Consider the following 20,548-nt stretch of genomic DNA (forward strand, 5'->3'; position numbering starts at 1 on the left):
GTGCTTACTTCGACTTCTGCGATCCGACTTCGCGGTCCCACTTCTGGAACGCGGCCACCATGTTCGCGGCGCTGAGCGGCACGACGTGCGGACGGTCGGCCAAAAGCTTCGCGTATTCCGGACGGCCGTATTTCTGGATCGTTTCCTGGCTCTTCGCGGGCGCCTGTTCGATCGACACGCCCTTCACTGCCGGACCCGGATAGAAATAGCCGTCGTCGAAGGTCAGCGCCTGCTGCGCCGGTTCGAGCATGAAGTTCATCAGCTTGTAGATGACGGCGAGCTTTTCCTTCGGCACGCCCTTCGGCACGACCATGTAGTGCGCGTCGTTCACCCACGTCATGTTGTCGAACGCCTGCACCTTGAACTCGGCCGGCACGACGCCGAGCGCGCGCGGGTTGATGTCCCAGCCGGTCACGGTGAGCGTCATGTCACGCGTGCCTTCGCCCAGCTCCTTCATCACCGCCGACGTGCCGCCCGGATAGTACGGAATGCATTCGTTCAGTTCCTTGAGAAACGCCCAGGTCTTGTCCCAGCCGTTCACCGGATCCATCGGGTCCTTGTCGCCGAGCACGTACGGCAGGCCCATCAGGAAGGTGCGGCCCGGGCCGGAGTTGGCCGGACGCGCGTAGATCAGCTTGTTCGGATGCGCCTTGCACCACGCGAGCAGCGCTGCGGGCGTCTTCGGCACGTCGGTGACTTTCGCCGGGTTGTACTCGATCAACGGGCCGGCCGGCATGTACGTGACTTCCAGCCCATAACCCTGCGCGAGTTCCTGCATCTTGCGCGGACCGGGCGCGTATTTGTCGAGCACGCCGGGGAACGCGGCGGCGTTGTCCGGCAGCAGTTTCGTCCAGAGGCCCTGCTGGATACCGGCGGCGAGCGCGTCGGTGCCGGTCACGACGAGGTCGATATCCGAGCGGCCGGCCGCCTGCATCGCCTTGATCTTGCCGGGCAGTTGCGGCGCGGGCGCGTTGGTGAACGTGAAGTTCGAGACCAGATCCGGGTACTTCGTCTTGAACGCCTCGAAGCCCTTCTGCGTCAACTGCAGATTGCCCGCCACATCGACGATATTGATCGACACCGGTTCTGCATGCGCCGCCGTGGCGAACATCGCGCCTACGGCAACGCACACGGCGGCCAATTTGACAGACAACCCCGCGGGAATAGCCATTTCGTCTCCTCACTTCTCGTGTTTGGAAGGTTCCCGGTCGGCCATCGCGCCGCTGGAAATCATTGGTTGCTTTGATGCTCGAACATAACGAACTGCAAGCTTATATGTCAAGCAAGTCGGAACCCTGAGCGCGCGCCGGGTTCTTCGATAATTCCAGCGTTATCAACGAGTTGATCGCGGTTCGCGCCGATTATCGGGACAAACCCGAAGCCGCGTTTACGAAACTTGTTTGACTCATTTTGCCTACATGTTTCTTTCGATCTGGACGCTTTGGTCGCGTTCGAACGCCAGCAATTCCTGAGTCGCCGCGTCCACCGCCGCGATTTCCTTTTCCGGCGTCGCGCTGAGCAACGGCAGGATCGGACCCATATCGGCGATGCCGGATAAGGTCACGGCGTCGTGAAGCACGCGGATCAGCGAGATATCGTCGCGCAGGGTTTCGAGCGGCATGAACGCGTCGTAGAGCAACTGCGCGTCGCCGATACGCCGCTCCTTCGCCGCGCGCAGCAACGCCATGACCGAGTGCGGCGCGATACAGCCGGAGCCGGTCGTCCACGACGTCAGGCCGAAATCGCAGACGTGCACGAGCGCGGGACGCTCGCCCATACCGGAGATCACCTTGCTCGCCGGAACGCTTTGCAGCAGGCGCGCGAGGTAGGGATCGGTGGCGGGATCGGCGCGCGGGATCGCGTATTTGACGGCGATCAGCGTGCCCTGGCGAACGAGCCGCGCGAGCGTATCCACGTCCACGTAGTCTTCGTTCTTGATGTACAGCGTGAGCGGAATGCCCGCTGTATCGGCGATACGTTCGAGGCCCTGCGCCACGCCGTCCGGCGTCGTGAAACCGGCGAGCGGCAAGACCATGGCGGTGCGGTAAGCGGTTTGCGCGAGAATGCGCGCCTGATCGAGCATCTTGCCGAAATCCGGGCCGATCGCGGGAATGACACGCGTCTGCGGGCTGGCGCAATCGGCCAGCATATCGAGCAGTTCGCGATACTCGCTGACCGCGACGTGATAGAGATTCGCGTTGCCGCCATATAGCACGGTCCGCACGCCGCCCGCTTCGATGTGCGTCAGCAACGCGCGGTTTTGCGCGGCATCGAGCGAGAAATCTGCCCGGCGCGCGAGCGGCGGCACGGCCATGACGGATGCGGCGAATTCGGCTTCGGTGATCGGAGCGACGTTCATGGCACCTCGGACCCTGCAACGCATTGGAGCGTCCAAGGTTGCATCGGCGCCGATATGTTGTCAAACAACTTTACGTCGGTGTTTCCACGCAGACGCTTGGTTGTCAGGAGCCGAACATGCGTTCCAGCGCCCTTTCGAGGTGCTCGCGCATCGCTTTGCCCGCGCGCGCGGGATCGCGTGCGCGGATGGCGTCGAGCACGGCGAGATGTTCGGCCTGCACGAGCCGCTGCCGCTCGACGGTCTTCACTAGCGACAAATTGCGCGACAGGTTCATGCTGAACACCACCTGTTCTTCGATATACGACATCACCGTAATGAAGAACTGGTTCTTCGACGCCCGCGCGATCGCGACGTGAAACGCGAAGTCGTCCTTCGCGCCGATTCCCTGCGATTCAACGATCCGTTCGAGCTCTTCCCACGCGTGCGTAATGGCCGCGAGGTCGTCCTCGTCGGCCTTGATGGCGGCCAGCGCCGCCGCGCCGGACTCGGTCGTGACGCGGAATTCGTAGCAGCGGCGGATATCGGAAAGCGTTTCGAGCGGCGCGAAACGGCGCACGTCCGGGTCCGGCTTTTTGCCGACCGTCGTGCCGGAACCGCGCCGCGTCACGATGATGCCGTCCGCGCGCAGCCGGGCCAGCGCCTCGCGGATGGTCGGCCGCGAGGTCTCGAAGCGCTCCGCGAGCGCATGTTCGGTCGGCAAGCGGTCGCCCTCCTTGAAGTCGCCTTCGAGGATGCTGTTGAGGATGTCGCTGTAGATCCGGTCGGCGAGTCCCGGCGGTTTCGGCTCGTTCATTGTCGAGGCGCGTGCGCTTGTCTGGGTAGACACGAATTGTAAGGCAGATTTTCCGCACAACCGCGCGATTTGTATTCCGCTTTTTCCCTTATGCGCTGCCTCGATCGCCCGTCGAACGCGCCGTGCGATCCACATATTGAAGCGGTCATACCCTCATTGACGCGGTGATGCTGTTTAACTAAGTTCCACAGACACCGGCGATGACGCCGGGCAAACCCCGCGCCGGAACGGTGTCCATAACGGGGCGCGGCCATCATGGAGACTCGCGGTGAATCCCGAATCGCGCATCATCGGCCGGATGACGGCCAAGCTCATTCCCTTCCTCATCCTGCTCTACGTCGTCGCCTACGTGGACCGGTCGACACTCGGCTTTGCCAAGCTGCAGATGAACGTGGATGCAGGAATCAGCGACACCGCCTTCGGCCTCGGCGCCGGTCTCTTCTTCATCGGCTATTTTTTGTGCGAAGTGCCGAGCAACGTCATGCTCGTGCGCTTCGGCGCGCGCCGCTGGTTCGCGCGCATTCTGATCACGTGGGGCGCGATCACGGTCGCGATGTCGCTGATTCGGGGGCCGCTCAGTTTTTACGCGCTGCGTTTTCTGCTCGGCGCGGCCGAAGCGGGCTTTTATCCGGGCGTCGTGTTCTTTCTCGGCCAGTGGTTTCCGGCCCGTCATCGCGCGCGCATTTTCGGGCTGTTCCTGCTCGCCCAGCCGTTCGCGCTGATCGTGACCGGGCCGCTTGCGGGCGGCCTGCTCGGCATGGAAGGCATGGCGAATTTGCACGGCTGGCAGTGGCTCTTCATCCTGACCGGCCTCCCCGCGATCCTGCTCGCCTACCCGACGCTGCGCCTCTTGCCCGACACGCCGCGTGATGCGCACTGGCTCGCCGCCGAAGATCGCGTGTGGCTCGAAGCCGAACTGGAACGCGAACGCCGCGAGTCGCGGCTGGAGCAGCATGAGAATCCGCTGCGCGCGCTCAAGGACCCGCGCGTGCTGCTGCTCGCGCTGTATTTCCTGCCGTATCCGCTCGCGATCTACGGGTTATCGACGTGGCTGCCGACCATCATCAAGGCGTTCGGCGTGACGAATCTGGAAACCGGCTTCCTCTCGGCGATTCCTTACTTCTTCGCCGTGTTGGGACTGCTGACCATACCGCGCAATTCCGACCGGACCGGCGAACGTTTCTGGCACATCGCGATATCGGCGGCGATCGGCGCGGCCGGTCTTGCGGTGTCGGCGGCGGCGCAGTCGCATGTCGTGCAACTTGGCGCGCTCTGCTTCACCGCGTTCGGCCTGTACGCCGCGCAGCCGATTTTCTGGACGCTACCGAGCCGTTTTCTCGCCGGACCGACGGCGGCGGCCGGTATCGCCGTCATTAACTCGATCGGCAATCTGGGCGGTTATATCGGCCCGTTCGGGATCGGCGCGATCAAGGCGCATACGGGCAATCTCGCCGATGGGCTGTACTTTCTGGCGGGCGGCGTGGTGATTTTTGCCGTACTGCTCACGTTCGTGGTGAAGTCGGTGCTTCAGCGCAGCGACGCGCGCGCGGCGGCGGCGAGAGCCGCCTGAGTCCGACGTTTAATGGCTGCGGGCGCGCGTCAACAGCGCGTTCAGCGTGGCGGGATCGACGGGCTTGGTGAAATGATGGTCGAAGCCCGCATCCCGCGCCGCGCGTTTGTCCTGTTCCTGTCCCCAGCCGGTCACCGCGATCAATAACGCGCCGCCGCCCCACGGCTCCGCGCGGACCCGGCGGGCGATTTCATAACCGCTGATCTGCGGCAAGCCGATATCGAGTATCAATACGTCCGGCTTTAAATCGCGCGCGCGCTGAAGGCCGCTCGCGCCGTCGTAGGCGGTGTTCAGTTCGTGACCGCAGAGTTCGAGCACCAGCGCCATGCTGTCGGCGGCGTCGCGGTTATCGTCCACCACGAGCACGCGGCGGCTCGGCGCGTCTTCCGTCTCGTCGGTCTTGCGCTTGCGCGGCACGCGCGTTTCCGCGAGAACCGGCAGCCGCACCGTGAATTCGCTTCCGAGTCCCGGCCCCTCGCTCGACGCCGATACCGATCCGCCGTGCAACTCGACCAGCCCGCGCACCAGCGATAAACCGATCCCAAGCCCGCCTTGCGCGCGATCCAGCGCGGGCGTGAGTTGCGAAAACATCTCGAAGACACGCGCCAGATGTTCTTTTGCAATGCCGATCCCCGAATCGCGCACGCACACGATCGCGTGGCCGTCCACGCGTTCCGCCGAAAGCCAGATGCGCCCGCCGGGCGGCGTGTATTTCGCGGCGTTGTTCAGCAGGTTCAGGATGATCTGCGCGAGCCGCGTGGGATCGGCGTCGAGCAGCACGGGTTCGCGCGGCAGCTTGACCGTCAGTTCGTGCGCCGACTGCTGCACGAGCGGCCGCGCCGCTTCCACCGCGCTGCTCACCGCGCGCGCGAGTTCAAGACGTTCGCGCCGCAATTCGAGCTTGCCCTGCGTGATACGCGACACTTCCAGCAAATCGTCGACGAGATGCGTCATGTGCTGCAACTGCCGCTCGAAAATCTCGCGGCCCCAGCGCAGTTGCGGATCGTCGAGATCTTTCATGCGCAGCGCGGCGAGCACGCTTTGCATCGGCGCGAGCGGATTGCGCAGTTCGTGCGCGAGCGTTGCGAGAAATTCGTCCTTGCGGCGGTCGGCGGCGGAAAGCTGCTCGTTCAACTGGCGCAGTTGCGCTTCGTTGCGCCGCCGCTCGGAGATGTCGCGGCTCACGCTGACCGCGCCGTAAATCTGACCCGATGCATTCACGAGCAGCTTGACGACCGATTCGCACACGCCCTGGCTGCCGTCCTTGCGGATGAATTCCACCTCGCCGCGCCATTCGCCCGATGCCGCCACGCCCGCGCGCGCGGCGTGCACGACGCGCCGCCGTCCGCGGGCCTCGCACAGCCGCCAGATCGGACGGCCGAGTACTTCCGGCGCACTGTAGCCGAGCATGCGCTCGCAGCCGGGATTGAAATCGACGATCCCGCCGCGCAGGTCCGTGATGATGATCGCGTCGTTCTGATGCTCGAAAATCGCGGCCTGCCGCAGCACGATGCGCTCGGCTTCCTTGCGATCCGTGATGTCGATGCCAAGCCCGTAAAGCGACAGCGCGCGGCCCGCGCGATCGTAGGCCGCGCGGCCGCGCCCTTCCATCCAGCGCCACTCGCCGCTCGCGTGGCGAAACCTGAATTCGACGATGTAATCCGAGTGCTGCTCGATCGCCTGTTGCACCGCGCGGTTGACCGCCGGCCGGTCTTCCTCGTGGACGATCGTTAAAAACGCCGCCTCCGATCCGCCGAATGCGCCTTCCTCGAAGCCGACGAGATCTTCGAGTTCGCGGCTCCACCAGACGGCATCATTCGCCAGATTGCGCGACCACACGCCCATGCGTCCGCCGCGCATCGCGAGGCCGAGCACGTCGCGGCTTTCGTGCAGCGAGCGTTGCGCCTCGCGTTGTGCCGTGAGCGCGGCCTCGGCGTTTTCGCGCATGCGAATGAGTTCGCGTTCGTATTTGTGGCGGTCGCGCACGACCATGACGGCGATCTCGTCATAGATGAATTCGCCGTGCCGGCGGCGGATCGCGTTGATGAGCACCGGCACGGCGTGGCCATCGCGATGCACCATGTCGAGCTTCACCTCGGCGATCGACCCCTGCGTCTGGAGCAAGGGCGCGCAATGGGTCTGGTGGAAGATGCGCCCGCCCATCGTGAGGATTTCCTGCAGGCGGCGGCCCACGAGTTCCGGCTCGGTCGTCCCGAGCCAGTGGCAAAAGGTGGTGTTGGTGTGAAGGATCGCGCCGTCGGTCGCGGTCAGCAGCATCCCGCACGCCGCGTGCTCGGCGAGTGCGGCGAAGCCTGGCAGCGCATCGGCGGAGGGTTTCATGCGTCAGGCGTCCAGTGTGTGCGAGAGGGTTTGCAACATTCTTTCACACGAGAGGAATTTGTCCAGTTGCGCGGGCCGCCCGGCGGGAATAGACGTAAATCAGGCTCGGGCGGATCGGGTGCGGGGGGATCAGGTGCGGTTGGATCAGGCGCGGTTAGATCAGGCGCGGTTAGATCAGGCGCGGTTAGATTAGGCGCGGCTGGATCAGGCGCGGTTGGATCAAGCGCGGTTGGATCAAGCGCGGCCGGATCAGGCGCGGTTGGATCAAGCGCGCGCGTGCGCGATCAGATGCGATCAGGCGTGCGCTTTGGGATGATCGAAGAAAAACCTCAGCATTTCCGCGCTCGCGTCGGGACCGCTCGGGTCCGTGTAGCTGCCGCGCGCGTCGCCGCCTGCCCACGCGTGAGGCGCGCCGTGGATGGTCCAGTATTCCGCCGCCGCGCCGCTCGCCGAGCGGTATCGGCGGATGCTGCACGCGCGGCCTCCGGACGATGCGGCGCGAGGCGACGCCGCCGCGTCCGGCTCGAATCCGCGCAGCACGGCGTCCGCATTCGACGCATGGACGGTCGCGTCGGCATCGCCATGAAAAACGATCACCGGCCGATCCACAGCCGCAACCGGACCGCGCGATGCCACGCCTTTGCCGCCTCGCATGGCGGCGAGCGCCGACGGCAAATCGTGCGCGCTGCCCGCCGCCAGTCCCGAATGGACGCCGGCCGCCGCGTACAAGTCCGGATACGCGCGGAGCATGATCGCCGCCATCGCGCCGCCCGCCGACAGCCCGGCCACGTAGACGCGCGCGGGATCGACCGGGTGGTTCGCCATGACTTCGCGCGTGATGCCCGCGATCAGCGACGGTTCGCCGCTGTCGCGCCGTTGATCGGCGGGCTGAAACCAGTTCCAGCACTTCGATGCATTCGCGCCCTGCGCCTGCACCGGATATACGACGATGCATCCGTGCTGCTCGGCGAGCGCGTTCATGCGCGTGCCGGCGGCGAAGTCGTCGGCGTTCTGCGTGCAGCCGTGCAGCATCACGACGAGCGGCGCGGGTTCGCCGCGATACGACGCCGGGACATACAGCTTGTAGTCGCGCTGGCCCGCCGCGCCGCGAAAGGTGTGGCGGCTGAAATGGCCGCGATCTTCGGCTTGACGGGCTTGGGGGCGTGACTCGGGGCGCGACTCGGGGCGCGCTTCCGGGCGTGTTTTGAAATGAACGCCGGGCGCCGCGAAATGGGCTTCCAGCGGTTCCGGCATCTCGCCGCGCAGTGCGCGCTGGATCGCCTCGGTCGCCTCGACCGGTCCGTTCGAGCGCAACCGCGCCATGACGTCCTTCATGGTGTTCAAAAAGCCTGCATCGATTTTCATGGTTTCTATCCTGTCCGGTTCAATACAAAGTCAGCGGATCCGCCCGGCCAGCGCGGCTTTCACCGCGGCCGAGGCGTGGAATGCGCCGAGTACGACAATCGATTCGATGGTGGCCGCCGCAAGTTCCGCGCTCACATCGGCGGCAATGCTGGCGAGGCCGAGCACCTGAACGTTCAGACGTTCGTTGGCCGCGCGCACCGCTTCGAGGTCCGCCTTCGAAAAATGCTGAAGCCCGAGCACGAGTTCGCGGCGCGTGACCGTTTCATTCACGACCTGCGCGTGGATCGCAAGCTGATTGCGGATCGCCGTGCGGATCAGGTCCGTCCTGTTCGAGTAAAAGCCTTCTTCCACCAGCAAGTCGATCTGGCCGAGATCGACCGGACCGAGGTTGATAGTGATTTTTTCCGTCTCGCCGCCTTTCGGGCGCGGCGCTTCGACGAGTTGCACAGTCACGGCGGGCTCCTTTTTTCCATCCAATGGGATGGTTATAGGCTGGTATTCGGATGGAGTCAATGCTCAAATACGGGGACGTATCGATGGAAATTCGGGGTAAGGCGGCTGTCACATGGGCGTCGCGGGGCGCGCGTAACTTTCGCCTCAACGCTACTTTTGAACGACCTGATTGAACCCTCCCATGCAGATCCAGACGCCTTCGCAATCCCCGATCACCCGCGACACCGCCATGCGCGCGTTCGCCGCCCGCCTCGACATGACGCTCAAGCGCGCGCGGGTCAGCACGAGCCGCGTCGCGCGCTATGTGGGCGTGCCGGAGCAGGACGTGGCGATGTGGCGCGCGGGCGTGACCGCGCCCGAACGCGCAGAAATCCGGCGCTTGTCGGAAATGTTGCAAGTGGATTTCGGCTGGCTGAAAGCGGGCGGCGCGTAGTCGCTGATCCGGCGCGCTCGCGTCCCGGGCCGCAGAAAAAACCGCTCCCGAGCGCCGATGGAACTTATGATGGAGAACAATAGACACGCCTGGAGCGCGCCATGCAAAGTCCCGCCGGGAGTGTCGCCGCATTGAGTTCGGCCGCCGCGACGGTGTTTTCCATCGGTATCGTGTTTCTCGGCTACTGGGGCATGTACGAAGCCACCGAGTGGCATTTCGCTGACTTCGCGGTCGCGGTGCTCGCGCTCGGCGGATTCCTCTTCCTCGGTTCGGTGCCCTTTCTCGCCACTGCGCCGCAGAAAAATCCCGAAGACGAACGCATGCTCGGCATCGCGCGTCGCGCGTTTCTGATCGGCGTCGCCGCGATGTGGCTCTCCGTGCTTGTTTCGTTGTTCACCTGAACGCCGCTTTTCTGTAGGCGTTTAGCTGAAACGAGCCGCCGTTTCCCACCCGACGTTACAATGCACGCCGCGCGCATCTCACGAGGGCGCGCGCATCTCGCACGCATTTCAGCCATCGCGCGCCGGTCCATCCGCGCCTCGCGCCTCAAGCGAATTCCGACCGTCGCACCCGCAGCCACTCGAAAGGCTCGCGTAGAACGCGCGCACGCCGCACAAACACAACCGCTTCAAACAGGACCGTTTTCCATGCTTTCCCGCGTAACCCGCTTGTTTCCGATCTGGGCCGTGCTCATTTCGATCACCGCCTATTTCTCGCCGTCCACGTTCACCGGCGTCGCGCCGCACGTCACGACGCTCCTCACCATCATCATGCTGGCGATGGGCGTCACGCTCTCGTTCGCCGATTTTCGGCGCGTCATCACGCGACCCGCGCCGGTCGCCGCGGGCGTCGCGCTGCACTATCTCGTGATGCCGCTCGCCGCGTGGGGCATCGCGCGCGTATTGCGGATGCCGCCGGATCTCACGGCGGGCATGGTGCTGGTCGGAAGCGTCGCGAGCGGAACGGCGTCGAATGTGATGATCTACCTCGCGCGCGGCGACGTCGCGCTGTCGGTCACGATCAGCGCGCTTTCCACGCTGGTCGGCGTGTTCGCGACGCCGCTCCTGACGCGGCTTTACGTGGATGCGTCGATCGTCGTCGATGTCCACGGCATGTTGATGAGCATTCTGCAGATCGTGGCGCTGCCGATCGTCGTCGGGCTGTTCATCAATCACTTCTTCAATCGCGCGGTGCGGGCGGTCGAGCCGTATCTGCCGCTGATTTCGATGATCGCCATCCTTCTGATTATTTCCGCTGTCGTCGGCGCGACGCAGAAGAGCATTGCGTCGGTCGGGCTGCTGGTCGCGTTCGGCGTGGTGCTGCATAACGGCATCGGCCTGCTCGGCGGCTATTGGGGCGGCCGTCTGCTCGGTTTCGACGAAGCCGTTTGCCGCACACTGGCGATCGAAGTCGGGATGCAGAATTCCGGTCTTGCAGCCACGCTCGGCAAGCTGTACTTCACGCCGATCGCGGCGCTCCCCGGCGCGCTGTTTTCGGTCTGGCACAACCTGTCGGGATCGCTGCTCGCGGGTTATTGGGCTGGACGGCCCGCGAAAGGCGCGGTGAGTGAAACCGCTGAAACCGGCGAAGGCCGCGCGGCTTCCTAGAACGCGACGCGCGCCTTACAAATTGCCGTCGCGATCGCCCGTAAAAAGTAGCACACTGGCCTCGATCGACGAGCCGCCCTTCAGGCAAGACCCGCCGATGCATTGAACCCTCAACTCACGTTCAATCAGGAGACAGGTCATGCCAGTCGATTCGAACAAACTCGACGCTTTCATGGGCGCTTTCGTCCACGATCTCGGCGCGGTGATGCATGCGGCAACGGTCGTGGTCGGCGATCAGCTCGGCCTCTATAAAGCGCTCGCTGAGAAGCCGCTGACGGCGGCCGAACTCGCGGCGGCGACCGAAACCGACGCACGCTATCTGCGGGAATGGCTGTCCGCGCAGGCCGCGAGCGGCTACGTCACCTACGACGCAGCAAGCGACCGCTTCAGTCTCACCGCCGAACAAAGTTTCGCGCTCGCCGAGGAAGGTAGCCCGGCGTTCATTCCCGGCGCGTTCCAGATTGCCGTCGCGCAATTCCGCGCGATCCCCAAGATGGTCTCGACGTTCAAGACCGGCCTCGGTCTGGGCTGGCATGAGCACGATGTATCGCTCTTTCACGGCACCGAGCGCTTTTTCAGGCCGGGCTACGCGGCGCATCTGGTGGCGGACTGGATTCCGGCGCTCGATGGCGTCGGCGACAGGCTGCGCGCGGGCGCGCGCGTCGCGGACGTCGGCTGCGGGCACGGTGCATCGACGATCATCATGGCCGAGGCATTTCCGAACGCGACGTTTGCCGGCTTCGATTACCACGAACCGTCGATCCAGCACGCGCGCGACGCCGCAACCGCTGCGGGCGTCGGCGAGCGCGTGAGTTTCGAGGTGGCGACGGCGAAGGATTATCCGGGCCGCGATTACGACCTCGTGACCATGTTCGATTGCCTGCACGACATGGGCGATCCGGCGGGCGCGGCGGGTCACGTGCTCAAGAGCCTGAGCGCGGACGGCACCTGGATGATCGTCGAACCGTTCGCGAACGATCGTCTGGAAGACAACCTGAATCCGGTCGGACGCATTTTCTATTCGGCGTCGACGTTTATCTGCACGCCTGCATCGCGTGCGCAGGAAGGCGCGACCTGCCTCGGCGCGCAGGCGGGCGAGGCGCGGCTCGGCGGGATCGTCGGCGGCGCGGGCTTCAGCCGCTTTCGCCGCGCCGCCGAGACACCGTTCAACCTCGTATTCGAAGCGCGCGCCTGACGCACCTTTTTACGACACGGCCGCTTCACCCGATTCCGGCACGACGCGCTTCACCATGAACCAGTAAAACAGCGCCGAGCATCCCGCAATCAGGCCGCCCGTGACGAGCGCAACCGTATAGGACCCCGTGCGATCGACGATAAACCCCGCGACCACCGGCGAAAACGCGCCGCCAAAGTAGCCGCCGAAATTCTGGATCGCGCTGACGGAGGCGACCATCGAGCGCGGCGCGACGTCGGCGGCGAGCGCCCACGCCGTGCCGATGATCGCCGCGAGGAACGCGAGGCCGAGCGTCATCAGCGTGATGGTGAGCGCGAGCGAGGTGGCGAACGGCAGCGCGACCGCGGAAACCGCCGCGCCGACTGCGCAAACCGCGATCATCAGCCGCTTCGCGCCGATCGGCGTCGCCATGCCGCGATCGACCATTTTCTTCGTCAAATAGCCGACGATAATCTCGCCCACCGCGCCGCCCACCCACGGAATGCTCGCGTAGACGCCGAGTTGCGCGAGCGAAATGTGGAAGCGGTCGAGCAGATACAGCGGCAGGAACACGAGGAAGAGATTCCACAGCCAGATCGCGCAGAAGTAGCCGAGGATCATGCCCCACACGCTGCGGTGCGTGAAAAGGCCGGTCCACTGGCGCTTCGAATTGCTGATCGAGCGTTCCTGCCCGCCGCCGCCCGCTTCGATATACGCGAATTCCTCACGCGAGAGCCGCTTGCTTTGCGCCGGATTGCGATACAGCAGAAGAAACACGCCCGCGAAGACGATACCGACCGCGCCCGCGACGTGAAAGAGCGAGCGCCAGCCGAACGCGACCATCAGCGCGACGAGCAGCGCGGGCGCGAGCGCTGGCCCCCATTTCGACGACGAATCCCAGATGCCGGTGGCGAAACCGCGCTCCTTGGTCGGGAACCACGCAGCGGTGATTTTCGCGGATGTCGGCCAGCACGGCGCCTCGCCCACCGCGAGCAGCGCGCGCATCACGAGCAGCCCGGAGAGCGAGCCGACCACGCCGGTCATGTAGGTGGCGACGCTCCACCAGATCATCGCGACGGCGTAGGCGCGCTTCGCCCCAAACCGGTCGATCACCCAGCCCGCCGGGAGTTGCATGACCGCGTAGGTCCACGCGAACACGGTGCCGAGCAAGCCGATATGCGTTCGGGTCAGCCCGAGTTCGCGGATCATTTCGGGCGCGGCAATGGACAGGCTCGCGCGGTCGATATAGTTGATGATCCCGCCGATCACCAGCCAGATCAGTACCTGCCAGCGGATATTTCCCTGCGCGCCGGCCTCCGTGCCGACCGCGATCCTGTTGTCCATGAACGTCTCCTGATGTCGCGCGATTAAGGGTTTAGCGAACGATGAATAGTCACACTATATTCCCGCCTATTCGGGCCGGCATCCCAACGTTAACCCGCATGACAGTCGTAAATAGTATTACTATAATCACGATATTCGAGGAGATTCCATGTCCGACGCAAAACGCCCGCTGCGCTCCGCCCAATGGTTCGGCACCGCCGACAAAAACGGCTTCATGTATCGAAGCTGGATGAAAAACCAGGGCATTCCCGATCACGAATTCCACGGCAAGCCGATTATCGGCATCTGCAATACCTGGTCCGAACTCACGCCGTGTAACGCGCATTTCCGCAAGCTCGCCGAACACGTGCGGCGCGGCGTGTTCGAAGCAGGCGGCTATCCGGTTGAGTTTCCGGTGTTTTCCAATGGCGAATCCAATCTGCGACCGACCGCGATGTTCACGCGCAATCTCGCCAGCATGGACGTCGAGGAATCGATTCGCGGCAATCCGATCGACGCCGTCGTGCTGCTGGTCGGCTGCGATAAAACCACGCCTGCGCTGCTGATGGGCGCGGCCAGTTGCGACGTGCCGGCGATTGTCGTGTCGGGCGGCCCGATGCTCAACGGCAAGCATCACGGCAAGGACATCGGGTCCGGTACGGTCGTGTGGCAACTCAGCGAGCAAGTGAAAGCGGGCAAGATCACGCTGCACGAATTCATGTCGGCGGAAGCCGGCATGTCGCGCTCGGCGGGCACCTGCAACACGATGGGCACGGCTTCCACGATGGCCTGCATGGCCGAAGCGCTCGGCGTCACGCTGCCGCACAACGCCGCGATTCCGGCTGTCGATGCACGCCGCTACGTGCTCGCGCACATGTCGGGCATGCGCATCGTGGAGATGGCGCTCGACGATCTGCGGCTCTCCAAACTGCTCACGCGGGAAGCCTTCGAGAACGCGATCCGCGCGAACGCGGCGATCGGCGGATCGACGAATGCGGCGATTCATTTGAAGGCGATCGCGGGACGGATCGGCGTGAATCTGGAACTCGACGACTGGACGACAATTGGGCGCGGCACGCCGACGCTCGTGGATTTGCAGCCTTCAGGCCGCTTTCTGATGGAGGAGTTTTATTACGCGGGCGGCTTGCCGGGCGTGCTGCGCCGCCTCGGCGAAGCGGGTTTGTTGCCGCATCCGAATGCGCTCACGGCGAACGGAAAATCGCTCTGGGAGAACGTGAAGGAAGCGCCGATCTACGATGAAGAAGTGATCCGTCCGCTCGAAAAACCGCTGCTCGCCGATGGCGGTTTGTGCGTCGTGCGCGGCAATCTGGCGCCGGGCGGCGCGGTCATCAAGCCGTCGGCGGCGACGCCCGCGCTGCTCAAGCATCGCGGCCGCGCGGTCGTGTTCGAGAACTTCGACGACTACAAGGCGCGTATCGCCGATCCCGATCTCGACGTCACCGCCGATTCGATTCTCGTGATGAAAAACTGTGGGCCGAAGGGTTATCCGGGCATGGCGGAAGTGGGCAACATGGGCCTGCCGCCGAAGCTTTTAGCGCAAGGTGTGACCGATATGGTGCGTGTCTCCGATGCCCGCATGAGCGGCACGGCGTACGGCACGGTGGTGCTGCACGTCGCGCCGGAAGCGCGCGCGGGCGGGCCGCTGGCGGTCGTGCGCGAAGGGGACTGGATCGAAATGGATGCGTTCGCGGGGCGCTTGCATCTGGAGATAAGCGAGGCGGAACTGACGTCGCGCCTCGCCGACTGGAGCGAAGCGCAACGCGAAATTCCAGCGGATTCGAGCGGCTACCGCAAGCTCTACGTCGATCATGTACTGCAAGCCGATCAGGGCTGCGATTTCGACTTTCTGGTCGGCTGTCGCGGCGCGGATGTGCCGCGGCATTCGCACTAGCCCGACGCATCACGCCGCGCGATGCGGATCTTCCAGAATCGTGTCCGCATCGACGCGCGCGCTTTCCAATTGCACCAGGCTCGCTTGCCGCGCGCCGAGCGGATCGCGGCTTTGAATGGCCGTGAGAATGGCTTTGTGACGCGGCAACGAAAGCGCGTGCGTATCCGGATGACGGCTCGTCAAGCGGATGGATTCCGACAGCGCGAGCGACAGCATGTTGCCGATATACGCGAGCATGTCGTTGTGCGTCGCCGCCATGATCTCGCGATGAAATTCCAGGTCGGGATCGAGTAGCGCGCCGACGGTCTCGGCGTTCTCCATCCGCGCGTACGCGGCCCCGATACGCTCGACCTCCTCCGGCGTCGCGCTGCTCGCGGCGAGCGCGGCGGCAGCGGGTTCGATAATCCGCCGTACAGTCAGCAGCGAGCGGAAAAACTCGCCTTCGGGCACGCTGCTGAGCGTCCAGTAGAGCACGTCGGGATCGAGCATGTGCCACTCCGCGCGCGGCTTGACCACACTGCCCACACGCGGCTTCGACACCACCAAACCCTTCGCCACCAGCACGCGCGTCGCCTCGCGCAGCACCGGCCGGCTCACGCCATAGCTTTCGCACAGCTTGACCTCGGCGGGCAAACGCTCACCGGGCGCAACCTTGCCGCTCACGATATCCATGCCGAGTTCCTGCACGATCCGGCCGTGCAGACTCTTGCGTTCCTGTAGATGACGATAATCCATTGTTTTTGCGTGCGTTGGGGCGCGCGGGCGTTGCCATGAAAACATGGTTCGCCGCGCTGGTGACGGTCGATCGCGGCGTCGGACGCCGCAATTACGCGCGGAGAATAGCACGCGTTTTCCCGACAATACGCTGAAGAATTTTATCCAGCAATAGTCGGACTATTTCAAGGGTTTACGCGCATCCATCCTAATTACACGCCATTTAAGTCTTACTTTAAACAAGCTTTCACTGGAACCGGTCCCAATTCAGGCAATGCGCCCGCTGCGCGGCCATTCATTTCCCGCTAGCATCGCGGCGAGCGGATTAATGACGGGAGAGCATTCGCATGGTTTTCGATGAACGTATCCTGAATGGCATGGGCGTGCTGTCGGCTATCGTCGATAGTGGAAGTTTCGCGGGGGCGAGCGAGACGCTCGGCATGTCGCAATCGGGCGTGAGCCGGTCGGTTGCGCGGCTCGAAGCGCGCCTGGGCATTCGCCTCTTCGACCGCACGACACGCGTCGTGACGCTCACCGACGAAGGCCGGCGCTTCTACGAGCAGATCGTCCCGCTGCTCGGCGGTCTCGAAGAGGCGGCCGCGTCCGCAGCGGCGGGCGCAACCGCCGTGCGTGGCCGCTTGCGCGTGAACGTCGATCCGTTCTTCTCGCGGCTCGTGCTGGGTCCGAGCCTCGGTGCGTTCATCGATGCGCATCCGGACCTGCACCTCGAACTCATCAACCGGGATCAGCTCGGCGACATGATCGCGGATGGTTTCGATCTGGCGGTGCGATTCGGCGTGCCGCGCGTGTCCACGCTGATCGCGCGGAAACTCCTCGACACACGCATCCTGACCGTGGCGTCCCCGGCTTATCTGGAGAAACACGGGCGGCCGCTGCAGCCGAAAGATCTCGAAGCGCCGGAGCACTCGTGCATCAGGTTTCGCGATCCGGAGACCGGCCAGCCGTTTTCGTGGGAGTTTCATCGCGGACGCAAACGCGTCGTGATCTCGCCGCCGGGCCGCCTGATCGTCAACGACGTCGGCTCGATGCACAGCGTGTGCGCGGCGGGCTACGGCGTGGCGCAGATCATGGCGCTCGGGGCCGAGCCGTTGCTCGCGAGCGGCCGCCTCGTGAATCTCTTTCCAGACTGGCCCGACGAAAAATTCCCGCTGCACGCGCTATATCCGTCGCGCCATCATTTGCCGGCGAAGGTGCGCGCGTTCTTCGATTTCATCGTGAAGCTGATTTGAACGACGTTCGTTTCAACCTCTAGCGCCACAGTTCAGTCAACGCGCCGCCCTCGCCTTCCACCGGATCGCTCGACGGAAACGGCAGCAACTCCATCGCGCGCAGTTCGTCGGGAGACAGCGCATCGCGCCGGATATCCCATTGCTGTCCAGGCGGATACCCGCCGACCACCAGCAGCCGCCCGCCGCTCGACATCAGGCAGTGGCCCGTCCCGGCGGGCAGCACGAGCGCGTCGCCCGCCTCGACCCGCACGACCCGTCCATTCGGGCCGCCGATAATCAGGTCCGCGTGTCCGGCCGCGATGCCGAGCGCCTCATGCGCGGTCGAGTGGAAATGATGGTAATCGAAGATGCCGTCGCGCCACTGCGCGGGCCAGCCGTTGCCGCCGAATAGCGCCTCGAAGCGAGCGGCGCATTCGGTGCCCGCAGCGCCGCCTGCGCGCGCGGGATCGAGTGCGGCGCGCCATAGCAGCACGGGCAAGCGGGAATTGTTGGGGACCCATTGGTTTGGCGCCAAAGTAAAGGCTTCGCAACGCGCGGTTGCGGCGGGCAGTCGGTCATTCATGTGCGTTCTCCGAAGTATCTCGAATCGGTGTCCACATCATGCGCATACTGCGTTCCCGCTGCGTTGGTCCGCTGTTCCGGCCTGGTTAGCCGCCCCAGCTATCAATTCGGTAAACAGGCGCGAATATGCCCGCTTTCTCGGCCTTTTGTCCCGCCGCGACCCGGCCCAAACTGTATTTCATGGTGCTGACCGATGCACCATCCGCGCCGAGCGAAGCAGCCAGGCGCGGTGCTTTAACGAAGGATCGATTGACCGTAACACCGCAGTAAAGCAGCAGATGCAGTCTTTTCATCACGCTCCACGTTAAGCCCTGTTCCCGCGAAGACAGGGCTTTTTTTTCGTCCAGCCCGTTGCGGGACGCCGCGCAGATTGCACGATTCGCCTGGCATTTGTACAAGCGACGCGCGAGCATGGCGCAGCGCGTTCCCCGCACAAAACAATGCCCGGACGAAGCCGGGCATTCATCACATCAAACCGACACGCGCCTTTAGCTTCTGCCGAGCGGTTCCTCGACGACACCGTCCGCGTCCAGCGTCTTGCCGAGCGGCGCGGCCTCCTGCTCGCCCGTTTCGCTCGCCGCGGGCGATTCACTGGCGATACTCGCGGCCGCCTGATCCCAAAACTCATCCGCGCGACCATCCGGGCTGCCCTCGCGCTCCCAAAGCTCGTAGGCGCGCCTGCGAATCAGATCTTCCTGCGACGTGCTTTCCATGACTTGACCCTCCCAAAGGATCGGTTCCGTTGATTCGGCGCTCGCGTAACGTTGTGCCGGCGGCGTGCATGAAACCATTCGCCGACGCGCCATTCGCGCGAGCCATCGCGGCGTCGCCCGAAGACGAAGACATGACCGCGTAATGGATAGAGCAATCGCTATGCCGTTGCGGCTATCCTCAGGTCGTGGCGTAGCGTTTTCCGCGACGTCAGCGCATGGTTCCCGAATCGCACTCGGGTGGTCCCCGAATTGCGATCCATCTGCAAACCTCTACTCCACACAAGACCGCCATGATGAAAAAACTGATCAACGATCCGCTCCACGTCGTGCGGGAAATGCTCGAAGGCATTGTCATGCTGTCGCCGGAAACGTCGCTGCTGCGCGATGAAAACGTCGTCGTGGCACGCGTTCCCGCCGATCCCGCCGTGCGCCCCGTCGCGGTGATATCGGGCGGCGGCAGCGGTCACGAACCGGCGCACGCGGGCTATGTCGGCGCAGGCATGCTGACGGCGGCCGTCTGCGGCGAAGTGTTCACGTCGCCGAGCGCGGACGCCGTGCTTGCCGCGATCCGCGCATCCGCCGGCGCGCGCGGCGCGTTGCTGATCGTGAAGAACTACACGGGCGATCGCCTCAACTTCGGCCTCGCGGCGGAACTGGCGCGCGGCGAAGGGATTCCGGTCGAGGTCGTGATCGTCGCGGACGATGTCTCGCTGCGCCACACGGTCGAGCCGGAACGGCGGCGCGGGATCGGCGGAACCGTGCTGGTTCACAAGGTCGCGGGCGCGGCGGCGAGCGCAGGAAGCACGCTCGACGAAGTCGCGCGCGTCGCGCGGGACGCCGCGAAAAACCTCGGCACAATGGGCGTCGCGCTCGGCGGCTGCACGTTGCCGGGCGCGGACCACGCGGGCTTCGACCTCGGCGCGAACGAGATCGAACTCGGGCTCGGCATCCACGGCGAGAAAGGCGTCGAACGCACGACGATGCCGCGCGCCGACGAACTGGTGGAGACGCTGCTCGGGGTGATCGTCGAGGACGGCGCGCTGCAGGCAGGCGAACGCGTGGCGCTCGTCGTGAACGGACTCGGCGCGACGCCGCCGATGGAACTCGCGATCGTCGTGCGTGCGGCGATCGCGGGATTGCGGCAACGTGGTCTGAAGGTCGAGCGTGCGTGGAGCGGGACGTTGCTGTCGGCGCTGGATATGCCGGGCTGCTCGCTGTCGGTGCTGCGCCTCGACGAAGCGCGCCTCGCGCTGATCGACGCCGCCACCGCCGCGCCCGCGTGGCCAGGCGCGGGTCGTCTGAATCCAAACGATGCACCGCTCGTCCCGCCCGCCGCGCCTTCTTCCCGCGCGGCAACCGAACTCACCGGCCCCCCGGCGCGCGCGCTCGAAGCGGTCGCGCAAGCGTTGATCGACAACGAAGCCACGCTCACCGATCTCGATACGAAAGCCGGCGACGGCGATCTCGGCGCGAGCATGACGCGCGCCGCGCAAGCGATCCTCGCGATGCCCGCGCCCGCTTCGGCGTCGCCCGCCGACGTCCTGAGCGCGCTCGGCGCGACGCTGCGCCGGGCGATCGCGGGCAGTTCGGGACCTTTCTACGCGACCGCGTTGTTGCGGGCATCGCGACGGCTCGCGCAATCCGCCGCGCCCGCGCCCGACGACTGGGCGGACGCGTTGCACCTCGCAGTCGATGCGATCGCTGAACTCGGCGGCGCGAAACCGGGCGAGCGGACCATGCTCGACGCGTTGCGCCCCGCGTCCGACGCGTTTTCGGCGGCGATCGCGCGCAATGCGCCGCTGGCGGACGCGTGGGCGGAATGCGTCGCGGCGGCGCGCACCGGGGCGGACGCCACGCGCGACATGATTCCGCGCGTTGGACGGGCGAGTTATCTCGGCGCGCGCGCGGTGGGCTCGCCGGATGGCGGCGCGGTGGCGGTCGTGATCTGGATGGAGGCGCTGGGGGCGGTTATCGGGTAAAT

The 20,548-nt window shown here is 64.9% G+C and carries 19 protein-coding genes; 8 read left to right on the forward strand and 11 right to left on the reverse strand.

The window, feature by feature from the left end; translation table 11 throughout:
- Positions 1 to 4: 4 nt before the first annotated feature.
- From AC3D25_RS27495 to AC3D25_RS27505, 3 genes are all read right to left on the reverse strand, one after another.
- On the reverse strand, positions 5 to 1,111 hold the full coding sequence (locus AC3D25_RS27495) for an extracellular solute-binding protein (RefSeq protein ID WP_488892166.1): 1,107 nt from the start codon (positions 1,109 to 1,111) through the stop codon (positions 5 to 7).
- 303 nt (positions 1,112 to 1,414) lie between these two features.
- A complete protein-coding gene (locus AC3D25_RS27500; protein WP_488891643.1) occupies positions 1,415 to 2,359 on the reverse strand; it encodes a dihydrodipicolinate synthase family protein in 945 nt (314 codons plus the stop codon).
- Positions 2,360 to 2,462: 103 nt separating this feature from the next.
- On the reverse strand, positions 2,463 to 3,152 hold the full coding sequence (locus AC3D25_RS27505; protein WP_488891644.1) for a FadR/GntR family transcriptional regulator: 690 nt from the start codon (positions 3,150 to 3,152) through the stop codon (positions 2,463 to 2,465).
- Between the two features lie 268 nt (positions 3,153 to 3,420).
- On the opposite strand from AC3D25_RS27505, the gene AC3D25_RS27510 reads away from it, so the two are divergent.
- Positions 3,421 to 4,722: an MFS transporter gene (locus AC3D25_RS27510; protein ID WP_488891645.1), complete on the forward strand. Its 1,302-nt coding sequence runs from the start codon at positions 3,421 to 3,423 to the stop codon at positions 4,720 to 4,722.
- Positions 4,723 to 4,731: 9 nt separating this feature from the next.
- Here the strand turns inward: AC3D25_RS27510 and AC3D25_RS27515 are convergent, their stop codons facing one another.
- The 3 genes from AC3D25_RS27515 to AC3D25_RS27525 form a co-directional block, all read right to left on the reverse strand.
- Positions 4,732 to 7,062 carry a hybrid sensor histidine kinase/response regulator gene (locus tag AC3D25_RS27515; protein WP_488891646.1) on the reverse strand — a complete coding sequence of 777 codons (2,331 nt, stop codon included), beginning with the start codon at positions 7,060 to 7,062 and terminating at the stop codon, positions 4,732 to 4,734.
- 294 nt (positions 7,063 to 7,356) lie between these two features.
- Positions 7,357 to 8,427 carry an extracellular catalytic domain type 1 short-chain-length polyhydroxyalkanoate depolymerase gene (locus AC3D25_RS27520; RefSeq protein ID WP_488891647.1) on the reverse strand — a complete coding sequence of 357 codons (1,071 nt, stop codon included), beginning with the start codon at positions 8,425 to 8,427 and terminating at the stop codon, positions 7,357 to 7,359.
- Between the two features lie 30 nt (positions 8,428 to 8,457).
- Positions 8,458 to 8,880, reverse strand: coding sequence for a CopG family transcriptional regulator (locus AC3D25_RS27525; protein WP_488891648.1), 423 nt, complete (start codon positions 8,878 to 8,880; stop codon positions 8,458 to 8,460).
- Positions 8,881 to 9,061: 181 nt separating this feature from the next.
- Between AC3D25_RS27525 and AC3D25_RS27530 the strand changes: the two genes are divergently transcribed.
- From AC3D25_RS27530 to AC3D25_RS27545, 4 genes are all read left to right on the forward strand, one after another.
- Positions 9,062 to 9,313 (forward strand): helix-turn-helix domain-containing protein, encoded by a 252-nt coding sequence (locus AC3D25_RS27530; protein ID WP_488891649.1) that lies wholly within the window; start codon positions 9,062 to 9,064, stop codon positions 9,311 to 9,313.
- Between the two features lie 101 nt (positions 9,314 to 9,414).
- Positions 9,415 to 9,714, forward strand: a complete 300-nt coding sequence (locus tag AC3D25_RS27535; RefSeq protein ID WP_488891650.1) for a hypothetical protein — start codon at positions 9,415 to 9,417, stop codon at positions 9,712 to 9,714.
- A 246-nt stretch (positions 9,715 to 9,960) separates the two neighbouring features.
- Positions 9,961 to 10,920, forward strand: coding sequence for a ketopantoate/pantoate/pantothenate transporter PanS (gene panS / locus AC3D25_RS27540; protein WP_488891651.1), 960 nt, complete (start codon positions 9,961 to 9,963; stop codon positions 10,918 to 10,920).
- Between the two features lie 139 nt (positions 10,921 to 11,059).
- Positions 11,060 to 12,115 (forward strand): class I SAM-dependent methyltransferase, encoded by a 1,056-nt coding sequence (locus AC3D25_RS27545; protein ID WP_488891652.1) that lies wholly within the window; start codon positions 11,060 to 11,062, stop codon positions 12,113 to 12,115.
- A 9-nt stretch (positions 12,116 to 12,124) separates the two neighbouring features.
- Here the strand turns inward: AC3D25_RS27545 and AC3D25_RS27550 are convergent, their stop codons facing one another.
- Positions 12,125 to 13,438, reverse strand: a complete 1,314-nt coding sequence (locus tag AC3D25_RS27550) for an MFS transporter (RefSeq protein WP_488891653.1) — start codon at positions 13,436 to 13,438, stop codon at positions 12,125 to 12,127.
- A gap of 148 nt (positions 13,439 to 13,586) precedes the next feature.
- Here AC3D25_RS27550 and AC3D25_RS27555 point away from each other — a divergent pair, with 148 nt between their 5' ends.
- Positions 13,587 to 15,329 carry an IlvD/Edd family dehydratase gene (locus tag AC3D25_RS27555; RefSeq protein ID WP_488891654.1) on the forward strand — a complete coding sequence of 581 codons (1,743 nt, stop codon included), beginning with the start codon at positions 13,587 to 13,589 and terminating at the stop codon, positions 15,327 to 15,329.
- A gap of 9 nt (positions 15,330 to 15,338) precedes the next feature.
- Here AC3D25_RS27555 and AC3D25_RS27560 read toward each other — a convergent pair whose 3' ends face one another.
- Positions 15,339 to 16,064: a FadR/GntR family transcriptional regulator gene (locus tag AC3D25_RS27560; RefSeq protein WP_488891655.1), complete on the reverse strand. Its 726-nt coding sequence runs from the start codon at positions 16,062 to 16,064 to the stop codon at positions 15,339 to 15,341.
- Between the two features lie 326 nt (positions 16,065 to 16,390).
- Between AC3D25_RS27560 and AC3D25_RS27565 the strand changes: the two genes are divergently transcribed.
- Positions 16,391 to 17,293 carry a LysR family transcriptional regulator gene (locus tag AC3D25_RS27565; protein WP_488891656.1) on the forward strand — a complete coding sequence of 301 codons (903 nt, stop codon included), beginning with the start codon at positions 16,391 to 16,393 and terminating at the stop codon, positions 17,291 to 17,293.
- A gap of 19 nt (positions 17,294 to 17,312) precedes the next feature.
- On the opposite strand, the gene AC3D25_RS27570 is transcribed toward AC3D25_RS27565, so the two are convergent.
- The 3 genes from AC3D25_RS27570 to AC3D25_RS27580 form a co-directional block, all read right to left on the reverse strand.
- Positions 17,313 to 17,855 (reverse strand): cupin, encoded by a 543-nt coding sequence (locus AC3D25_RS27570; RefSeq protein ID WP_488891657.1) that lies wholly within the window; start codon positions 17,853 to 17,855, stop codon positions 17,313 to 17,315.
- An 85-nt stretch (positions 17,856 to 17,940) separates the two neighbouring features.
- The gene (locus AC3D25_RS27575; protein ID WP_488891658.1) at positions 17,941 to 18,267 is read right to left on the reverse strand and encodes a hypothetical protein; all 327 of its coding nucleotides are present in this window, start codon (positions 18,265 to 18,267) and stop codon (positions 17,941 to 17,943) included.
- A 75-nt stretch (positions 18,268 to 18,342) separates the two neighbouring features.
- Positions 18,343 to 18,567, reverse strand: coding sequence for a DUF2934 domain-containing protein (locus tag AC3D25_RS27580; protein WP_488891659.1), 225 nt, complete (start codon positions 18,565 to 18,567; stop codon positions 18,343 to 18,345).
- A gap of 293 nt (positions 18,568 to 18,860) precedes the next feature.
- Here AC3D25_RS27580 and AC3D25_RS27585 point away from each other — a divergent pair, with 293 nt between their 5' ends.
- Entirely contained in the window at positions 18,861 to 20,546 is a 1,686-nt protein-coding gene (locus AC3D25_RS27585; RefSeq protein ID WP_488892167.1) for a dihydroxyacetone kinase family protein, read from the forward strand.
- Positions 20,547 to 20,548 lie beyond the last annotated feature (2 nt).

It is taken from the genome of Caballeronia sp. SL1002 (assembly GCF_057814995.1).

Excerpts from the sequence above, each read along its gene's own strand:
- AC3D25_RS27495 (WP_488892166.1), bottom strand. The coding sequence starts at position 1,111 with ATGTTCGCCACGGCGGCGCATGCAGAACCGGTGTCGATCAATATCGTC.
- AC3D25_RS27500 (WP_488891643.1), bottom strand. The coding sequence starts at position 2,359 with ATGAACGTCGCTCCGATCACCGAAGCCGAATTCGCCGCATCCGTCATG.
- AC3D25_RS27505 (WP_488891644.1), bottom strand. The coding sequence starts at position 3,152 with ATGAACGAGCCGAAACCGCCGGGACTCGCCGACCGGATCTACAGCGAC.
- AC3D25_RS27515 (WP_488891646.1), bottom strand. The coding sequence starts at position 7,062 with ATGAAACCCTCCGCCGATGCGCTGCCAGGCTTCGCCGCACTCGCCGAG.
- AC3D25_RS27520 (WP_488891647.1), bottom strand. The coding sequence starts at position 8,427 with ATGAAAATCGATGCAGGCTTTTTGAACACCATGAAGGACGTCATGGCG.
- AC3D25_RS27530 (WP_488891649.1), top strand. The coding sequence starts at position 9,062 with ATGCAGATCCAGACGCCTTCGCAATCCCCGATCACCCGCGACACCGCC.
- AC3D25_RS27535 (WP_488891650.1), top strand. The coding sequence starts at position 9,415 with ATGCAAAGTCCCGCCGGGAGTGTCGCCGCATTGAGTTCGGCCGCCGCG.
- panS (WP_488891651.1), top strand. The coding sequence starts at position 9,961 with ATGCTTTCCCGCGTAACCCGCTTGTTTCCGATCTGGGCCGTGCTCATT.
- AC3D25_RS27545 (WP_488891652.1), top strand. The coding sequence starts at position 11,060 with ATGCCAGTCGATTCGAACAAACTCGACGCTTTCATGGGCGCTTTCGTC.
- AC3D25_RS27550 (WP_488891653.1), bottom strand. The coding sequence starts at position 13,438 with ATGGACAACAGGATCGCGGTCGGCACGGAGGCCGGCGCGCAGGGAAAT.
- AC3D25_RS27555 (WP_488891654.1), top strand. The coding sequence starts at position 13,587 with ATGTCCGACGCAAAACGCCCGCTGCGCTCCGCCCAATGGTTCGGCACC.
- AC3D25_RS27560 (WP_488891655.1), bottom strand. The coding sequence starts at position 16,064 with ATGGATTATCGTCATCTACAGGAACGCAAGAGTCTGCACGGCCGGATC.
- AC3D25_RS27565 (WP_488891656.1), top strand. The coding sequence starts at position 16,391 with ATGGTTTTCGATGAACGTATCCTGAATGGCATGGGCGTGCTGTCGGCT.
- AC3D25_RS27570 (WP_488891657.1), bottom strand. The coding sequence starts at position 17,855 with ATGAATGACCGACTGCCCGCCGCAACCGCGCGTTGCGAAGCCTTTACT.
- AC3D25_RS27575 (WP_488891658.1), bottom strand. The coding sequence starts at position 18,267 with ATGCTCGCGCGTCGCTTGTACAAATGCCAGGCGAATCGTGCAATCTGC.
- AC3D25_RS27580 (WP_488891659.1), bottom strand. The coding sequence starts at position 18,567 with ATGGAAAGCACGTCGCAGGAAGATCTGATTCGCAGGCGCGCCTACGAG.
- AC3D25_RS27585 (WP_488892167.1), top strand. The coding sequence starts at position 18,861 with ATGAAAAAACTGATCAACGATCCGCTCCACGTCGTGCGGGAAATGCTC.